General features: G+C 73.0%; 18 protein-coding genes. All 18 read right to left on the reverse strand.

From position 1 onward, the window contains the following. The coding region (locus FJ251_00780) for a DNA polymerase I (GenBank protein ID MBM4116272.1) at nt 1-1,138 on the reverse strand (1,138 nt) is incomplete at its 3' end. Then, the gene (gene nadD / locus FJ251_00785) at nt 1,135-1,731 is read right to left on the reverse strand and encodes a nicotinate (nicotinamide) nucleotide adenylyltransferase (GenBank protein MBM4116273.1); all 597 of its coding nucleotides are present in this window, start codon (nt 1,729-1,731) and stop codon (nt 1,135-1,137) included. The genes nadD and FJ251_00780, both read right to left, overlap by 4 nt. Nucleotides 1,732-1,734: 3 nt before the next feature. Continuing rightward, on the reverse strand, nt 1,735-2,562 hold the full coding sequence (gene bamD, locus FJ251_00790; protein MBM4116274.1) for an outer membrane protein assembly factor BamD: 828 nt from the start codon (nt 2,560-2,562) through the stop codon (nt 1,735-1,737). Beyond that, nucleotides 2,460-3,419 (reverse strand): tetratricopeptide repeat protein, encoded by a 960-nt coding sequence (locus tag FJ251_00795; protein ID MBM4116275.1) that lies wholly within the window; start codon nt 3,417-3,419, stop codon nt 2,460-2,462. Before FJ251_00795 ends, bamD begins: the two co-directional genes overlap by 103 nt. Continuing rightward, nucleotides 3,419-4,081 (reverse strand): hypothetical protein, encoded by a 663-nt coding sequence (locus FJ251_00800; GenBank protein ID MBM4116276.1) that lies wholly within the window; start codon nt 4,079-4,081, stop codon nt 3,419-3,421. Before FJ251_00800 ends, FJ251_00795 begins: the two co-directional genes overlap by 1 nt. Nucleotides 4,082-4,134: 53 nt before the next feature. Continuing rightward, on the reverse strand, nt 4,135-5,550 hold the full coding sequence (gene rimO, locus FJ251_00805; GenBank protein MBM4116277.1) for a 30S ribosomal protein S12 methylthiotransferase RimO: 1,416 nt from the start codon (nt 5,548-5,550) through the stop codon (nt 4,135-4,137). Next, nucleotides 5,547-7,850, reverse strand: a complete 2,304-nt coding sequence (locus FJ251_00810) for a DNA translocase FtsK (GenBank protein ID MBM4116278.1) — start codon at nt 7,848-7,850, stop codon at nt 5,547-5,549. Before FJ251_00810 ends, rimO begins: the two co-directional genes overlap by 4 nt. 16 nt (nt 7,851-7,866) lie before the next feature. Further along, nucleotides 7,867-9,222, reverse strand: a complete 1,356-nt coding sequence (gene accC / locus FJ251_00815) for an acetyl-CoA carboxylase biotin carboxylase subunit (GenBank protein ID MBM4116279.1) — start codon at nt 9,220-9,222, stop codon at nt 7,867-7,869. Between the two features lie 93 nt (nt 9,223-9,315). Further along, nucleotides 9,316-10,443: a PilT/PilU family type 4a pilus ATPase gene (locus tag FJ251_00820; protein MBM4116280.1), complete on the reverse strand. Its 1,128-nt coding sequence runs from the start codon at nt 10,441-10,443 to the stop codon at nt 9,316-9,318. 117 nt (nt 10,444-10,560) lie between these two features. Further along, nucleotides 10,561-11,010, reverse strand: coding sequence for an acetyl-CoA carboxylase biotin carboxyl carrier protein (gene accB / locus FJ251_00825; protein ID MBM4116281.1), 450 nt, complete (start codon nt 11,008-11,010; stop codon nt 10,561-10,563). Nucleotides 11,011-11,051: 41 nt separating this feature from the next. Beyond that, the gene (gene aroQ / locus FJ251_00830) at nt 11,052-11,498 is read right to left on the reverse strand and encodes a type II 3-dehydroquinate dehydratase (protein ID MBM4116282.1); all 447 of its coding nucleotides are present in this window, start codon (nt 11,496-11,498) and stop codon (nt 11,052-11,054) included. Continuing rightward, the gene (locus FJ251_00835; protein MBM4116283.1) at nt 11,498-12,085 is read right to left on the reverse strand and encodes a tetratricopeptide repeat protein; all 588 of its coding nucleotides are present in this window, start codon (nt 12,083-12,085) and stop codon (nt 11,498-11,500) included. The genes aroQ and FJ251_00835 overlap by 1 nt, the downstream gene beginning before the upstream one ends. 95 nt (nt 12,086-12,180) lie before the next feature. Further along, entirely contained in the window at nt 12,181-13,257 is a 1,077-nt protein-coding gene (gene aroB / locus FJ251_00840; GenBank protein MBM4116284.1) for a 3-dehydroquinate synthase, read from the reverse strand. Next, on the reverse strand, nt 13,257-14,282 hold the full coding sequence (locus tag FJ251_00845; protein MBM4116285.1) for a DUF4837 family protein: 1,026 nt from the start codon (nt 14,280-14,282) through the stop codon (nt 13,257-13,259). The genes aroB and FJ251_00845 overlap by 1 nt, the downstream gene beginning before the upstream one ends. 89 nt (nt 14,283-14,371) lie before the next feature. After that, the gene (locus FJ251_00850) at nt 14,372-14,998 is read right to left on the reverse strand and encodes a hypothetical protein (protein ID MBM4116286.1); all 627 of its coding nucleotides are present in this window, start codon (nt 14,996-14,998) and stop codon (nt 14,372-14,374) included. Further along, nucleotides 14,995-15,639, reverse strand: a complete 645-nt coding sequence (locus FJ251_00855) for a sigma-70 family RNA polymerase sigma factor (protein MBM4116287.1) — start codon at nt 15,637-15,639, stop codon at nt 14,995-14,997. The genes FJ251_00850 and FJ251_00855 overlap by 4 nt, the downstream gene beginning before the upstream one ends. 17 nt (nt 15,640-15,656) lie before the next feature. After that, nucleotides 15,657-16,394, reverse strand: coding sequence for a hypothetical protein (locus tag FJ251_00860; GenBank protein ID MBM4116288.1), 738 nt, complete (start codon nt 16,392-16,394; stop codon nt 15,657-15,659). Then, nucleotides 16,372-16,596: a twin-arginine translocase TatA/TatE family subunit gene (locus tag FJ251_00865; GenBank protein ID MBM4116289.1), complete on the reverse strand. Its 225-nt coding sequence runs from the start codon at nt 16,594-16,596 to the stop codon at nt 16,372-16,374. The genes FJ251_00860 and FJ251_00865 overlap by 23 nt, the downstream gene beginning before the upstream one ends. Nucleotides 16,597-16,606: the final 10 nt, after the last annotated feature.

Consider the following 16,606-nt stretch of genomic DNA (forward strand, 5'->3'; position numbering starts at 1 on the left):
CGCAGCCCCCGCTCGCCAGGGCAGGCGCCAGCGCCGCCTGCAGATCGGCGAGGCCCAGACCGGTCCCGGCGCAGCGGCCGGCCACCGGCAGGTAGCTGGCCTCGCCCGGGGCGAGCGCCACGCTGATCCCGACCAGGTCGGCGGCGAGCGGATCGAGTCCGGTCGTCTCCGTGTCGACGGCGAAGCGCGCTGCCGCGGCCAGCCGCGCGCCGAGGGCGGCCAGCTCCCCGGCGTCTTCCACGCAGCGGTAGCTGGCGAGCGGCGTCGCCCGGCTCTCGCCGAGGAACTCCGCGATCAGGCTCTGGAAGCCGCGATCGACGAGCCAGGCCTGCACGGCCTGGCGATCGGGGGCCCCGGGGCGCCAGGCGGTCTCCGGGGCCGGCAGCGGCAGGTCCTCGACGAGCCCGATCAACTCCCGGGCGAGATAGGCCTGCTCCCGCCCGGCCTCGAGCTTGCGCCGCAGCGCGGGCGCGCCGATCGCCGCCAGGTTGGCGTAGAGCGCATCCAGCGACGGGAACTCCGCGAGCAGCTTGGCGCTCCCCTTGTCGCCGATGCCCGGCACGCCGGGCACGTTGTCCGCGCTGTCGCCGGTGAGACTGAGGAAGTCGCGGATCCGCGCCGGGGGCACGCCGAACTCCTCGGCCACCTCGGCCGGCCCCAGCTCGCGCGCCGGCCTGGCGCCGCTGGCCGGACGCAGCAGGTGGATGCGCTCGTCGACGAGCTGGCAGAGGTCCTTGTCGCCCGAGGCGATGCGCACCTGCCAGCCCGCGGCCGCCGCCCGGCGCGCCGCGCTCGCGATCAGGTCGTCCGCCTCGTAGCCCGGGCGGATCTCGAAGGCGATCCCGGCCAGCGGCAGGAAGCGCTTGAGCTGCTCGACGCTCGCGCGCAACTCGACCGGCGTCGCCGCCCGCTGCGCCTTGTACGCGGGATAGCGCGCGTGCCGGAAACTCCCCCCGGGTGGGTCGAAGGCGACGAGGATGGCGTCCGGGGCCTGCTCGCGCCGCAGCGCGAGCAGGCTGCGCAGGAAGCCGAACTCCGCGCTCGTGTTCTCGCCGGCGCTGTTGGTCAGCGGGCTGCGGATCAGCGCGAAGTAGCTGCGGAAGGCCAGGGCATGGCCATCGATCAGGAGCAGCTTCACCCCGCCTCCTGGGGCCGGTAGAGGCCCGCGCGCTCGATGTAGGCCGCGACCGCCGGGGGCAGCCAGGGCGCCGGCCGCCCCGCCGCGATGGCGGCGCGGATCGTGCGGCTCTGAGCCGGGTGCGTCTCGCCGCTGCCCAGGCGGTGCGGCCAGGCAGCTGCGGGCGTCTCCCCGGGCCGCGCGACGACCAGCAGCTCGATCTCGGCGCAGAGCTGCGCGGGCTCGCGCCAGCTGTGGAGCTCGGCCAGGGCGTCGGCACCGAGGATGAGGAAGAAGTGGCAGCGTGCCCCGTCGCGCGCCTTGAGCGCCCGCACGGTGTCCAGCGTGTAGCTCGGCCCGCCGCGCTCTGCCTCGATGTCCTCGAGCCGGAGCCAGGGCTCGGCCGCGGCGAGCAGGCGCGCCATCGCGGCCCGCTGCGGATAGGGCGAGACAGCGGTGGGCGTCTTGTGCGGCGGCTGGTAGGCCGGCAGCAGCCAGACGGCGTCGAGCTGCCAGAGCGCGCGGGCGCGGCGGGCCAGCCAGAGGTGTCCTTCGTGCGGCGGATCGAAGCTGCCGCCGAGGAGCCCCACTCGCTCGCGCGCCGGGGCGCTCATCGCTCAGGGACCCAGCAGGGCCTGCGCGCGCCGGGCCAGCTCGCTGTCCGGTCGCTCGGCCTGGATGCGGGCGACCAGGCGCTCGGCCTCCGCCCGCTCCCCCTGGGCCAGGCGCAGGCGGATGAGGGCGAGTAGCGCCGTTTCCGCTTGCTGGCTCTCCGGCTGCTCGCGCAGGAGTTTCTCGTAGTAGAGGACCGCCGCCTGCGGCCGCTCCATGCGCTCGTAGAGCTGGGCGATCGCCAGGCTCTTCTTCGCGAGCTTCGCCCGCAGCGCCTCCAGGGAGCGCTGCGCCCAGGCCGCCTGCTCGCTCTGCGGGTAATCGAGCAGGAAGTCCGCCAGCATCTGGATCGCCTTGAGCGTCGGCGTCGCGTCGCGGTCGTAGGGCGGCGACTGGCGGACCCAGGCGAGCGCCTCGTAGAAGGCCGCCGCCGCGAGGGAATCGCTGCGCGGGTAGTCGCGCTGGAAGACCTCGAACTCGACCGCGGCCGTCGGATAGTCACCGTTCTCGAAGTAGGCGCGGCCGAGTTGGAAGTGCGCGTCCATCGCCTCCGCGCCGAGCCCGCTCTCCTCGAGGTAGAGCTGGTAGTCCTGGATCGCCGCCGGCCAGTCCCGGCGCGCGAAGGAGCGATCCGCGCGCTCTTTGCGACTCAGCTCGCGCCCCGCGGAGCAGGCGAGCGCCAGACTGCCCGCCAGGAGCGTCGCGCCCCCGAGCAGCCGCCCCGCTCGCCTCACCGCAGCCTCGCCTTCTCGAGGGTCGCCAGACGCTCGATCGCGCGGTCGTAGACCCGTCCCGTCTGGGTATTGCTCTCGTCGATGACTTTGCGGTAGCAGGCAACCGCCTCCTGGTACTCGCGCAGGCTCTCGTAGCTGGCGCCCAGCTCGAGCAGGGCTTCCGCCCGCAGGGGTGGGTTCTCGCCGAAGCCCAGGGCGCGGCGAAGGTAGGCGACCGCCCGCTCGTAGTCCATCCGCCCGTTCGCCGCCCGCGCCTGCTCGATGAGGAGTTCCTGATAGAGCCAGACCGCCTCGTGGCGCAGGCGATGCCGCGGCTCTCGGCGCAGGAAGGGCTCGAGGACGTCCAGCGCCTGCAGATCGTGCGCGAGCTGGTGCAAGCTCACCGCGTAGGGGTGGACCGCGTCCTGCGCCGCGCTGCTGTCCGGGTAGGCGGCGATCGCCTGGCCGTAGAGCGTCATCGCGACGGGCCAGTCGCGCCTGGCGTAGGCGTGCTCGGCCATGAAGAAGGCGTAGGGCCCGAGATCGAGCCGGGGCGAGAAGGCCAGGGCGGCTGCCCAGCGCCGCGCCGCGCGACTCTTCTGACCGGCGGCGAAGTCGACCCGGGCGCGCTGGTCGAAGAGCGCGGTGGCCGTCGTCGCCCGCGCCGGCTCGAGGCCGATCAGCGTCCGGAAGTAGCCCTCGGCCTCGCTGTCGCGGTCCAGGGCCAGCAGGCTGCTCGCCACGAGCTCGAGCGCTTCGGGATGCTCGGGCGCGCGCAGGAGGACGTAGAGCCCCTCCAGCTGCGCCTCCTCGTAGCGGCCCGCCGTGTAGTGCTCGCGACCGTCGCGCAGGTGCGAGCGGATCTCGCCGCCGCTGCAGCCGGTCCCCGCCAGGAGCGCGCCGGCGGCGAGGCCGGCGACCACGGCGCGCCCGCTCCGGCCAAGGCGCCGCCCCGCGGCGGAGCCGACTCTCGCCATCATTCGCTGCTCTGGTTGCTGAAGAAGAGGTAGACGAGGGCCGCCACCATGCCGGTGACGACGAAGGGCTCCGCCGACTTCGACCAGTCGCGCTCCTTCAGCTCCGGCGCCGTGAAAGGGTAGCTCGGCGAGGCGACCAGCTCGCGGAGGGCGTAGGGGAAACGGTCGGCCATCAGCACCTCGCGCTGCGTCGCGGCCAGTTCGCTGCCCGCCGTCGCGTCCAGCAGGCGGCAGGCGACGATGCAGGCCCCGTGGCGCTCGATTTCCTTGCGCGTCCACAGCGCGCTGCGATCGACGCCCGTGTAGGCGATGCGCAGATCGAGAATGCGGAACTCGAGGTGGCGGGCGCAGTCCCCGGGCCCCGGCGCCGGCGCGATGCCCTGGCGGCGCGCCGCCTCGGTGAGCGCCAGCTCCAGGAGACCGTTGCCCGCGTGCTCGGCCGCCGGCGCGATGAAGAGGCAATCCCCGGCGCGGGCGCCGAGTTCGGCCAGGCTGGCCGCCGCCACCTCGGCCGCCATGCTGTGGGCGAGACCGAGGTTGGTCGGCGTTCCGTCGACGCGCAGGGGCGTCGGCTCCGCGGCGGGCGCGGCGCTGGCGAGCAGCGGGACGAGGGCGAGCAGGCAGACGAGCGCCCTGGGCGCAGCGGGGCGAGTGGCGCGCATGGCTTCTCCGGCGGCTGGAGTCCCGTTGGGTATAGGAAGCGCCCGCGGCAGTGTCAAGGCAAAGCGCCCCCCGTCCGGCGGCCGAGCAGATCGTAGACGTCGGCGCCGATGACCTCGACCTCAACCCACTGCCCGAGATCGAGTTCCGCGTCGTCCTCGAGGAAGAGGTGGCCGTCCACCTCGTAGGCTTCCCGGGCCGTGCGCAGGGCGGCCCGCGCGCCGGCGAAAGGAGCGCTGCCCAGGGGGTCGAGGCTCCGCTCCGGGCTCAGGCCCTCTCCCCGGCCGGCCAGGGCTTCCACCACCGCCAGAGCGCGCCGGCCGAGCCAGCGCTGCGCCCGCTCCTCGCTGTGCGCCATCTGCCCGAGCTGGACGGCTTCCACGCGCTCGGCGATCCGCTCGGCCGGCACGGCGGCGCCGAGCCTCGGAGCGGCCGTGCCCGCTTCGCGGCTGTAGCCGAAGACGCCGAGGTGGTCGAAGGGCAGCTCGGCGAGGAAGTCGAGCAGCGCGGCGAGGTCGGCCTCCGTCTCGCCGGGGTGCCCGACGAGCACCGTGCTGCGCAGGGTGAGATCGGGGCGCTCTTGCCTCAGGGCGCCGTAGAGGCTGCGCAGGCGAGCCTGGTCGTGCCCGCGGCGCATCAGGCCCAGCATGCGGTCGCTGGCGTGCTGGATGGGCATGTCCAGGTAGGGCACGACGCGGGGCAGCGCGAAGAGCGCCAACAGATCCGGCACCTCGACCAGCGTCGGGTGCAGGTAGAAGACGCGGATCCAGGTGAGGGCCTCCACGCGGGAGAGCCGCTCGACGAGGGCGAACAGACCGGCGGTGCCGCCGTCGCGCCCGTAGAAGCCGGTGTCCTGGCTGATGAGGTTGATCTCCCGCACACCGCGCGCGGCCAGGGCGCGCACCTCGGCTGCGATCGCCTCCGGCGGGCGGCTCTGGAAGCGCCCGCGGATGCCCGGAATCGCGCAGAAGCTGCAGCGGCGGCTGCAGCCCTCGCCGACCTTGACGTAGGCGAGGTGCGGCGGTGTCAGCAGGGGCCGCTCCGCGAAGCCCGCGAAGCTGATGCGCGGCGCCGCGGGCGTCAGGGAGTCGCCGCCGTCGCTCTCCGCGTCCGTGAAGAGAGCGCTCAGGGCCGCCGCCAGGCGGTCCTGCTGGCCGACGCCGGCCAGCAGGTCGATCTCGGGGATCTCGGCGCGCAGCTCGTCCGCGTAGCGCTGGGGCAGGCAGCCGATCACGGCGAGCTTGGCGCCGGTCTCGCCCTTGAGCCGGGCCAACTCGAGGATGCGCTCGATCGACTGCTCGCGCGCGCTCTCGATGAAGGAGCAGGTGTTGAGCAGCAGCAGCTCGGCGGCCGCCGGACTCGGCTCGTGCCGGAATCCGCGGCCCAGGAGCAGGCCCAGCGCGGCCTCGCTGTCGACGAGGGTCTTGCTGCAGCCGAGGGACTCGAGATAGACGCGCCGACCCGCGCTCACGGGCGCGCCTCCCGGTCCTCGGGAGCGAGGGCTTCGGGCCCCACGAGCAGCTCCCGCGCCTTGCTGCCCGTGTGGGGCCCGACGATCCCGGCGTCCTCGAGCATGTCCATCAGGCGGCTGGCGCGCGTGTAGCCCACGCGCAGGCGCCGCTGGAGCATCGTCGTGCTGCCGAAGCCGGCGAGGATCACCGTGCGCTTGGCGTCGCCGAAGAGCTCGTCCTCACCCTCGAAGTCGAGCCCGCCCTCGCGGCGCTGCTCGAGGTCGATGTGCCCGGGCTCGCCGCCCACCGCGCGCCAGTGGGCGACGACCCGCTCGACCTCGGCCGTCTCGACGAAGGCGCCGTGCAGGCGGCGCGGGAAGGGCTGCCGCCCGTGCTTGAAGAGCATGTCGCCGCGGCCGATGAGCGTTTCAGCGCCCACGGCGTCGAGGATGGTCTTCGAGTCGAAGCGGCTGAAGACCTTGAAGGCGATGCGGCTCGGGAAGTTCGCCTTGATGACGCCGTCGATGATGTCGACGCTCGGCCGCTGGGTGGCGAGGATCAGGTGGATGCCCACCGCGCGCGCCATCTGCGCGAGGCGCACGATGGGCGGCTGCACGTCCTTGCCGAGGGTCATCATCAGGTCGGCGAACTCCTCGACCACGCCGACCAGGAAGGGCAGCGTCTCCTCGACGCGGCGGCCTTCGGCGTCCGTGACCTCGCCGGCGCGCACCTTGGCGTTGTACTCGCCGATGCTGCGCACGCCGACGGGCTTGAGCAGCAGGTAGCGCCGCTCCATCTCCCCCACGAGCCAGTTGAGGGCCGACAGCGCCACGCGGTTGTCGGTGATCACCGGGTGCAGCAGGTGCGGGATCTCGTTGTAGACGGACAGCTCGAGCATCTTGGGGTCGACGAGAAAGAGGCGCAGCGTCTCCGGGGTGTGCGCGAGCAGCAGGCTGAGGAGGATGCTGTTGATGCACACGCTCTTGCCCGTGCCCGTCGCGCCGGCGACGAGCAGGTGGGGCATCTCGGCGAGATCGGTCCAGACGGCGCGGCCGTCGACGTCGACGCCCAGGGCAAGCGCCAGCTCGCCGCCCGCGCCCTGCGGCTCGGCCGCCTCCAGCACCTCGCGCAGGCGGATCACGCGCGGCCGCGGATTCGGCAGCTCGATGCCCACCGCCGCCTTGCCGGGGATCGGCGCCACCATGCGCAGCTCCTTGCTGCGCAGCGCGAGGGCGAGATCCTCGCGCCGGCTGACGATCTGGCTCACCTTGACGCCCGCGTCCGGCTCGAACTCGTAGGTCGTGACCACCGGCCCCTGGCTCATCGCGCTGACGCGGCCGCCGATGTTGAAGCTGGCCAGCTTGTCGACGAGCAAGCGGGCCCGCTCCTCGGCGAAACGGCGGTCCGCGGGATCGCCCTGGCCCGCGGCGGGCGCGAGCAGCGTGAGCGCGGGCAGCGGCGCGCCGGCGCCCCGCGGGCGCCGCGGCGCGGGCTTCGGCCTGGGTGCTCGCTCCGCGCTCGCGGCGAGGGCCGGCGCCGCGGCAGCCGCTGCCCCTCCGCCCGGCGCCGCCGGCGCCGCCGGCGGCGGCGCGGCGACTGCCAGCGGCGGGCGTGGCGGCGTCTCGGCGGCCACCGCGGCAGCGGCCTCGGCGCGAGCGGCCGCCGCTTCGGCAGCCTGCGCCCGCCGGCGCGCCCGGGCCGCCGCCAGCCGCGCGCCGCCACGGCGCAAGCCGACAGCCACGCCGCGGCCGCCGGCGCCCAGTCCCAGGCCCACAGCGCGCGCCGCCCGCAGGAGGGCGCGCGGCAGCCAGCCGAAGAGCAAGCGCGCCGGCCCACGGACCCAGGCAGCGGGCAGCAGGATGACGAGCCCGATCGCGCTCAGGAGCGCGAGGCAGACGCTCGTGCCCGTCGGGCCGAGGAGGCGACTGATGCCTTCGCTCAGCAGCTCGCCCAGCCAACCTTGGCGGGCCGCGCTGGGGCCGCCGGCCGCCGGCGCACCCAGCCAGAGCAGCGCCAGCAGGGCGACGGCTGACCAGGGAATTAGCAGGGAGCGCCGCGGGCGACCGGCGAAGTCGGCGAGGCCGGCGAGCAGCAGGTAGGGACCCAGGAGCCAGGCGCCGAGCGCGCCGAGCAGGAAGCGCTGCGCGCCCGCGAGCAGGGCGCCGACGATGCCGAAGGGATGCTGGGTGTCGAGCAGGCGCTCGCCCCAGGTCTGGCCGGGCCAGTCGCCGGGCGGCGGCCCTGCCAGCGCCCCCAGCAGGAGGGTGGCGGCGAGAAGGGCGACGAGGCCCCGGACCCAATGTCGCTGCGCCCTGGCCATCCTGCTGCGGACCGGCTCAGCGCCCGGCGCTGCGCCAGTCCTCCTCCTCGAGGAAGTGCGTGCTGAACTCGCCGCTCAGGTAGCGCGGATGCTGCATGATGCGCGCGTGGAAGCCCAGCGTGGAGGGCACGCCCTCGATCACGCACTCGTCCAGCGCGCGGCGCATGCGGCGGATCGCCTCGTCCCGATCGGCGCCGTAGGTGATCAGTTTGGCGATCATCGAGTCGTAGAAGGGCGGAATGCGGTAGCCGCTGTAGACGTGCGTGTCGACGCGCACTCCCGGCCCCCCCGGCGCGTGGAAGCTGGTCACCGTGCCCGGCGCCGGCGCGAAGTCGCGCTCGGGATCCTCCGCGTTGATCCGGCACTCGATGGCGTGGCCCTTGAGGACGACGTCCTCCTGGCGGAAGCTGAGCGGCTCGCCCGCCGCGACGCGGATCTGCTCCTTGAGCAGGTCCAGGCCGGTCACCATCTCGGTCACCGGATGCTCGACCTGGATGCGCGTGTTCATCTCCATGAAGTAGAAGCGGCCGCCGGGCTCGAGCAGGAACTCGACCGTGCCCGCCGAGTGGTAGCCCACCGTCGTGGCGGCGCGCACGGCCGCGCGGCCCATGCGCTCGCGCAGCGCCGGATCCATGGCCGGCGAAGGGGACTCCTCGATCAGCTTCTGATGGCGCCTCTGGATGGAGCAGTCGCGCTCGCCGAGGTGGACGATGCGCCCGTGCTTGTCGCCGATGACCTGGATCTCGACGTGGCGCGGCCGCAGGACCAGCTTCTCCAGATAGACGTCGCCGCGCCCGAAGGAGGCCTCCGCCTCGCCCTGGGCGGCGCTGAAGGCGCGGCGCAGCTCCTCCTCGTCGGCGGCCGCGCGCATGCCCTTGCCGCCACCGCCCGCGCTGGCCTTGATCATGACTGGGAAGCCGATCTCGCGGGCGATCTGGAGGGCCTTCACCTCGTCCTCGACCAGCCCCTCGCTGCCCGGCACCACGGGCACCCCGGCGGCGATCATCGTCTCGCGCGCGAGGGCCTTGTCGCCCATGCGCCGGATCATCTCCGGGTCGGGCCCGACGAAGATGAGCCCGTGCGACTGGCAGACCTCGGCGAAATGCGCGTTCTCGGCCAGGAAGCCGTAGCCCGGGTGCACGGCGTCCGCGCCCGTCACGGCGGCGGCGCTGATGATGTTGTGGATGTTCAGGTAGCTGCGGCTCGAGGCGGCAGGACCGATGCAGACGGTCTCGTGGGCGAACTTGACGTGGAGGCTGTCGACGTCGGCCTCCGAGTGGAGGGCGACGGTCTCGATGCCCAGCTCCTCACAGGCGCGCATGATGCGCAGCGCGATCTCGCCGCGGTTGGCCACCACGAGCTTCTTGATCATGCCCGCCCCTTCAGCAAGGGCGCGGTCTGCCCGCGCCCGGTCTGGGAATAGCACAGGGCGCAGGGAGTGTCCAGAAGCCTTTGCCGGCGCGGTCTAGCTGCCCATGTGGCTTTCGCTCTCGCGGCCGATCCAGGTGTCGAGGAGATTCTCCGACCCCTCGATCCCCGCCATCTTCAGGCGGATCTCGTCGGGGTAGGTAGCGCTACTGAGGGCCTCCTCGAGGCGGATCTTCCCCGCTTGGACGAGCTGGAGCAGCGACATGTCGAAGGTGCAGGTGCCGTAGACCGACGCGCCTTCGGTCATGAAATCGCGGATCGAGCCCATCTTCTTGGGATCCTGCAGGTACTCGCGGGTCGTCGCGCAGCCGACGAGCACCTCGCAGGCCGGCAGGCGGCCGCTGCCGTCCTTGGTTGGGATCAGGCGCAGGCCGATGATGCCCTCCAGGTTGTGCGAGAGCAGGTGGCGGATTTCGCTGTGCTGATCCGGGGGGAAGAGCGACAGCATGCGGTTGACGGTCTGCAGCGCGTCGGTGGTGTGCAGGGTCGAGAGCACGAGGTGGCCGGTGTCGGCGGCCGTCAAGGCGACCCGCATCGTCGCCGCGTCGCGGATCTCGCCGATGACCAGCACGTCCGGGTCCTGCCGGAGCACGTGCTTGAGCGCCGAGGCGAAGGACAGCGTGTCGCCGCCCACCTCGCGCTGCGTGACCATGCCGATGCTGTCCGCGTGCAGGAACTCGGCGGGATCCTCGACGGTCATCACGCTGACCGGCTTCGTGTCGAGGATGCGGCGCACCATCGCCGCCATCGTCGTGCTCTTGCCGCTGCCGGTCATGCCGGTGACGAGCACGAGGCCGCGCGGCGCCATCGCCAGGCGCTGGATGACCTCGGGCAGGTGAAGATCCTCGATCTGGGGCACTGCGGTCGGAATGTGCCGGAACACCATCGCGATGCTGCCCCGCTGGAGGAAGATGTTCCCGCGGAACCGGCCGAGGCCCGGCATGCTGAGCGCGAAGTCCACCTCGTGGTCGCGCTCGAAGGCCTCGCGCTGGGCCTCGTCGAGCGCCTGCCGATAGAGGGCGACGGTGTCTTCGAGCAGCAGCGGCTCGTCTCCTGCAAAGAAGAGCTCGCCGTTGATGCGGTAGCCCGGCGGGCGGCCGACCTTGAGGTGCAGATCGCTCGCGCGGCGCTCGACCATCTCCTGGAGCATCTGAGTGAGTTCCATGCCGTCCTCCGCTTCGGGCAGCTCGCGCCCGAAACGAATCGATAGCAAGAACCCGTCCCGTTCACGCCGGAGAAGCGGCCGCCCTGCTCGGGAGCGACGGGGCAGCCGAAGGCAGGATCAGCGCCGCTCGATGAGGAAGAGCGGCTGGCCGAATTCCACGGCTTGGCCGTTCTCCACGAGGATCTCCCGAATCGTCCCGGCCACGTCCGACTCGATCTCGTTCATCAGCTTCATCGCCTCGATGATGCACAGCACTGCGCCCGGACTGACCTTGCTGCCCTCGCTGACGAAGGGCTCCGCTTCGGGACTCGGCGAGCGGAAGAAGGTCCCCACCATCGGCGCCTTGAGCGTGTGGAGATCCGCCGCCACGGTCGCCGCCGCCTCGGGGCTCGCGGGCCCCCTCTCGGTGGCTGGCGGCGGTGGCAGGGCCGCCGCCGCCACGCTCAGGTGGCGCCGGGCGACGCGCAGCCGCCGCCAGCCCAGCGGCGAGGTGGAGAGTTCGATCTCGCCGATGTCCTCGTTCTCCTCGAGCAGCCGGATCAGCTGCTGGATTTCGTCGACGCGCATGCGCACCTCGTCGGGCTGGGGCGGTCGCTCGCCGGGCGCGCTCAGCGCGCGCCGTTCGCGAGGCCGCCGGCCAGGTAGAGGAGGGCGAGCCGGTAGCCCGCCTCGCCTAGTCCGCTGATGACGCCGCGCGCCGCCCCGCCGGTGAGCGAATGCTGGCGCCAGGGCTCGCGGGCATGGAGGTTCGTCAGATGGACTTCCACCACCGGCAGCGCGAGAGCGGCGAGGCAGTCGCGCAGGGCGACGCTGCTGTGGCTGAAGCCGCCAGGGTTGAAGACGACGCCCGCGCAGTCGCTCGCGGCACTCTGCAGGGCCGCGATCAACTCCCCCTCGTGATTGGACTGCCGGCAGGCCACTTCCAGGCCGCGCGCCGCGGCCCACTCGCCGAGCTCGCGCTCGAGCGTCGCCAGGTCACGAGAGCCGTAGACCGCGGGCTCCCGCCGGCCCAGCAGGTTGAGATTCGGGCCCTGCAGCACGAGGAAGCGCGGCACTAGCTCCCCTTTCGGCCCGCCGAGGCGGCCGCCCAGGCCTGGCCGTCGGCCGGCGACGGCGCGGCCAGGTAGCCGGCCGCCGCGCTGCCGAGCTCGACGGCGAGGAGCCCTTCCGTCGCGGTCTGCTCGGCCCCACCCGCGCCAAGCCAGCCACCCCTCAGCGCCGCCAGCTCCTCGCAGAGATCCCCCAGTTCGGGATCCTCGGGATCCTCCGCTCGCCAGCGCTGGAGGTAGCTGCCCGCGCTCGCCAGCTCGCCCCGCGCCAGCGCCGCGCCGGCGAGAGCGCGCAGGGCAGGCAAGTTGTGGGGATCCAGACCTTCGAGGAGCTCGCGGTAGTGCCCGAGCGCCTCGTCCATCCGGCCGAGCTGGGCCTTCAGGCGCGCCAGCGCGACCCAGCCGGACACGCGGCGCGGCCACTCCCGGAGCCCGGCCTCCAGGAGCGCGAGGGACTCCTGGCTGCGCCCCTCGCGGCGCGCCAGCTCGGCCAGGGGGACGAAGAGCTCGCTCTCCCCCGCGGCGTGCCGCCGACGCAGCGCGCGGCTCAAGTCGCTGGGGAGCGCCTCCTGTTGTCCCACTGGAGCTGACACCTGAAACCCCTTATTGAATAACCACTTGCACTAGAGAACTCCTCCTGGGCAATCGACGCTAGCAGAGCCTCGGCAGGCGGTCAACGCAATTGTGGTCACTCCGCGTCGGCCAGGAACGCGGCCAGCGTCTGCGCGAGCAGCGGCCCCGGCAGCTCGACGTCTCGCCGTGGCTGCCCCCAGCCCTCGAGCAGGACGAAGCGCAACGCCCCCCGGCGCCGCTTCTTGTCGCTACCCATGGCCGCCAGGAGCGAGTCGATCGCCACGGGGGCCGGCGGCCGCAGCGGCAGCTTCCAGGCGCGGAGCAGGGCCGCCAGGCGCTGCTCCTCCGCGCGACCCGCGAGGCCGAGGGCGGCGCCCAGGCGCAGGGCCGCCAGCATCCCGATCGCGACGGCCTCGCCGTGCAGGAGATCGGGCCGCGGCGACAAGCCCTCCAGTCCGTGTCCGATCGTGTGGCCGAAGTTGAGGATCGCCCGCCGTCCCGCTTCCCGCTCGTCGTCGGCGACGACCTCCGCCTTGAGGGCGCAGGCGCGTCCGAGGATGCCCACGAGCGCCGGCGCGTCCGCAGCCAGGAGGGCGACCCCGCCGCGCTCCAACTCGGCGAGCAGGTCGCGATCGCGCACCGCGGCGATCTTCGCGATCTCCGCCAGGCCCGCCGAGAGCTCGCGCCGCGGCAGGCTGCCCAGGAAGTCCAGATCCGCGAGCACGGCCACGGGTTGGTGAAAGGCACCCAGGCTGTTCTTCGCGCCGGGCAGGTTCACGGCGACCTTGCCGCCGACGCTGGCGTCGGCCTGGGCGAGCAGGGTGGTCGGCACCTGCACGAAGGGGATGCCGCGCAGGTAGCAGGCGGCCAGGAAGCCGCAGAGATCCCCGCAGACCCCGCCGCCCACCGCGACCAGCGCACCGTCACGCCCGAGCCCCAGGGCAAGGCGCTCGCGCGCGAGCGCTTCCCGGCGGGCCAGCGACTTGCTCGCCTCGCCCGACGGCACGATCAGCCGCGGCAGTCCCCCGAGCAGTCTCGCCAGGGCCGGCGCCTGCAAGCGGGCCACCTCGCTGTCGACGAGCGCAACGGCCGGCCGGCCAGCCAGCGCATCGGTGAGCAGCCCCGGCGGCAGCGCGCGGCCGATGTGGATCGGGTAGCTGCGCTCACCGAGATCCAGGCGCAGGCTGCGCATCAGAAGGCGAAGGTGGTGCCCAGGGCCTCCAGCTCCCGCATGTAGGGGTGCTTGGCCATGCCCGGGGCGTAGAGGAGGAGATCGAGGGCGAGCAGGCGCTGGCGTCGCTCGTCCCAGAAGAAGTAGGTCACGAAGGCGCCGCCGGTCATGTCCCGCTCGTTCTGCCAGACGCCCTCCAGGCGCAGCGCGGGCCGGCCCGCCTGCTCGACCGCAGTGAAGCGGTAGCTGCCGGCGAGCAGATAGTCCCCCCCATAGAGGCTGTCGGCGACGTCGCCGCGAAAGGCCAGCAGGCGCAGGGTGTCGGCCAGCGTGGGCGCGCCGCCGAAGTCGTTGTCCCAGAAAACGCCGAGCACGCGACTGGGCGCCTCGCAGTGGATCTCGATCGCGCCGAGCTCGGGCCGCTCCTGCAGCAGGTGGTAATCGCTCGGGAAGCGCAGGCTGAAGCCGTAGCGCTGCATCAGGTACTTGGCGCCGCCCTTGTTCTCGCGCCCGCGCAGCAGGTTCTCCCGCATCCGCGCCCGCGTCGACTCGCGCAGCCGGTCGCGAAGGGAAGTCGCCATGCGCGAGAGGAGGACCTCTTCGCCTGCCGCGCCGCCGGCGAGCAGGAAGTAGACGTCCTGATCGCGAGCGAAGAAGTCCTCCTTGTAGTAGACGACGTGTCCCTCCCGCCGTGCCCGTTCGAGGGCGTCCTTGCCCAGGAGCTTCTGCACCTGCGCGAGCAGGCCCCCGGGCTGGTCGACCCGCACGAAGAGCAGGATGTTCTTGCGGTCCCGGTTCTTGGGGAACTGGGCCTGGTCGCGGAGGAAGACGTCGAACTCGTTCTCCTCCTCGAAGACGTACTGGACAGGATGGGTCAGGGTGTCGATGAAGCCGCCCAGCAGCTCGCCGCGCAAGCCCCGCTCCGTGAAGAGGAAGACGTCCGAGTAGGGGCCAACGGCAGGCACCAGCTTGCGCTCGCTACAACCGAGCGCGAGCGGGAGGACGGCAAGCAGAGTGAGGCGCTGCGCGCGGCGGGACGCTGCCATGCTCGCAGCATAGGGTGCGCGCCCGGTGGGGTCAAACAGAAGACGCCGCCCCGAAGGGCGGCGTCCGCTCGGCGAGGGCGCGCGCCGAACTAGCGCAGGCTGTCGCTGCGCCCCGCGCTGGCCAGGCTGTCCATCGCCATCTGCGCGCGCGGACTGGCGACCACCTGCAGCGGCGGGGCCGCCTCGATCGCGCCGCGCCCTTCGCCGCCCAGGGGCCGCGCCTCCCGGCCGCCGACGGTCTGGAAGCCGGGCTGCTCGAGCTGCGCGCCCGGGAAGGGCTGCGGATGCGACGGGATTCCGAGCTCGCGGTTCGCCAGCGCTGTCGGGCGCGGGCTGACCGCGACAGGCGCCGGCGGCTCGGCGGGGGCCTGGGCGATCCGGTAGGCGGTGTAGCCGCCGCCGAGGGCGAGCAGCAGCGCAGCGGCCGCCGAGAGCAGGAAGCGCGGCCAGAAGCGGGAGCCCTCAGCGTCCTCGGCGTAGCGCCAGCTCTCGAACTGGGCCTGCTGCAGCTTGCGCCGGAGATTCCAGTCGAAGTTGACGGACGGCTCGACCAGCGGCTCTGCGCGCAGGGCGCCGAGCCCCGCCTGCAGATCGCGCAGGTAGGCCGCGCAATCCAGGCAGTCCGCCAGGTGACGATTCAGTCGGGTTTGATCCGCGGGCGTGAGCTGATCGTCCAGGAAGAGGGAGATCAGCGCTTGAGCGCGCTTGCAGGTCATCGCAGGGGGCCTCCTCCATCGGCGGCGTGTTGCGGGTCCTCTTCGGGAAAGCGGGCCAGCCAGTGGCGGCGGAAGTGGGAGCGGGCCCGATTGATGCGACTGCGCACCGTGCCGAGCTTGAGGCCGGTCGCGGCGGCGATCTCTTCGTAACTGAGGTCGTGAACCTCGCGCAGGATGAAGGGTTCCCGGTAGTGCGCGGGGATCTTGACCATGATCTCGGAGATGCTGCGGCTCTCCTCCCGTCGCTCCAAGCCGCGGTCCTGCAGCTCGCCGGGATCGGGCGCCTCCATTTCGACCTTGTCCTCGCCCTGGCCGATCAGCGGAATGCGCAGGATCGGGCTGCGCTTCTTGCGCCGCGCATGGTTGCGCACCAGGTTGATTGCGATCGTGTAGAGCCAGGTGCTGAACTTGGCGATGGTGCGGTACTTGTCCGCGTGGATGTAGGCGCGCACCAAGGCGTCCTGGGTGATCTCCTCGGCCAACTCCGGGTCCGCGACCATCCGCAGGACGAAGTTGTAGAGACGGCGCTTGAAGCGGCCCACGAGCTCGTCGAAAGCCCGCTTGTCTCCCGCCTGGACGGCGAGGATGAGCTCCTCGTCGCTGAGCACGCCGTGCGCCTCCTGCCGTTGCCTGATCTGCATCTCGACGCTCCGCGACCTCAGGGATGGGCGGCTGGAACGCCCGCCTCCCGGGCCCGGTTCCCGGTCGCGTCGAGAAAGAGCCAGTCCGCGCTGTCCACGCCCCCCTCGCGCGGCCGCCGCGCGGTGATCCTCAACCAGCCCGCCTGGGCGCCGCGCACCCTGAGCAGCCAGCCACCCCCGCCGGCCAGCTCCTGCCAGCTGAAGCGCAGCTCGCCCTGCGGCGAGGACCAGCGCAGCGCCAGGAGGCGGCCGCCGCGCAGGCGGACAGTCGCCTCGCGGCCCGCGAGGCGCCCCCGCCGGCGCGCCTCCCCGGGGTCGGGCGCCCCGGAGCCGGGTTCCAGGCAGGCGCTCAGCGCCTCACCGTCCCCCAGCAGCAGCGCCGTCCAGGCTGCCGCGGGCAGCGCCGCCAGCAGTTCGCGCCAGGGGCTGGCCGCCGGGAGCAGTTCGCCGCCCCCCAGGGGCTCGCTCCAGCTCAGCAGTGCCCCGCCCTCCTTGACCAGGTACTGGCGCCGGGCCAGCAGCGGCTGGTCGGGCAGTTCCAGACGCAGGGAGACCCGCTGCGCATCCAGCGCCCGCAACGCGAAGCGACCGCCTCGGTGGAGGGCGCCCACGCCCGCCCGGTAGCGCCCGCTGAGCGCGCCGCCGCGCGCCAGGGGCGCCGCCTCCGCGGCGCCCGCCAGACAGCACAGCCCGAGCAGGAGGACTGCGGTCAGGCCCGGCGAGCGCCTGCGCTCAGGCCGAGTCCTTCGGGGCATCGTCGTCCGGCTTGCCGCTCTTCGCCGGCGTCTGGCCCTGTCCCTTGGCGTCGCCCTTCGCCTCGCCGCGCATCCCCTGCTGGAACTCCCGGATGCCGGAACCGAGTCCGCGGGCCAGCTCGGGGATCTTCCGGCCGCCGAAGAGGAGCAGGATGGCCAGCACGATGAGGATGATCTCCATCTGTCCGATCGCAGCGAACATGGCAACTCCT

The organism is bacterium (assembly GCA_016873475.1).
GTDB lineage: Bacteria > Krumholzibacteriota > Krumholzibacteriia > JACNKJ01 > JACNKJ01 > VGXI01.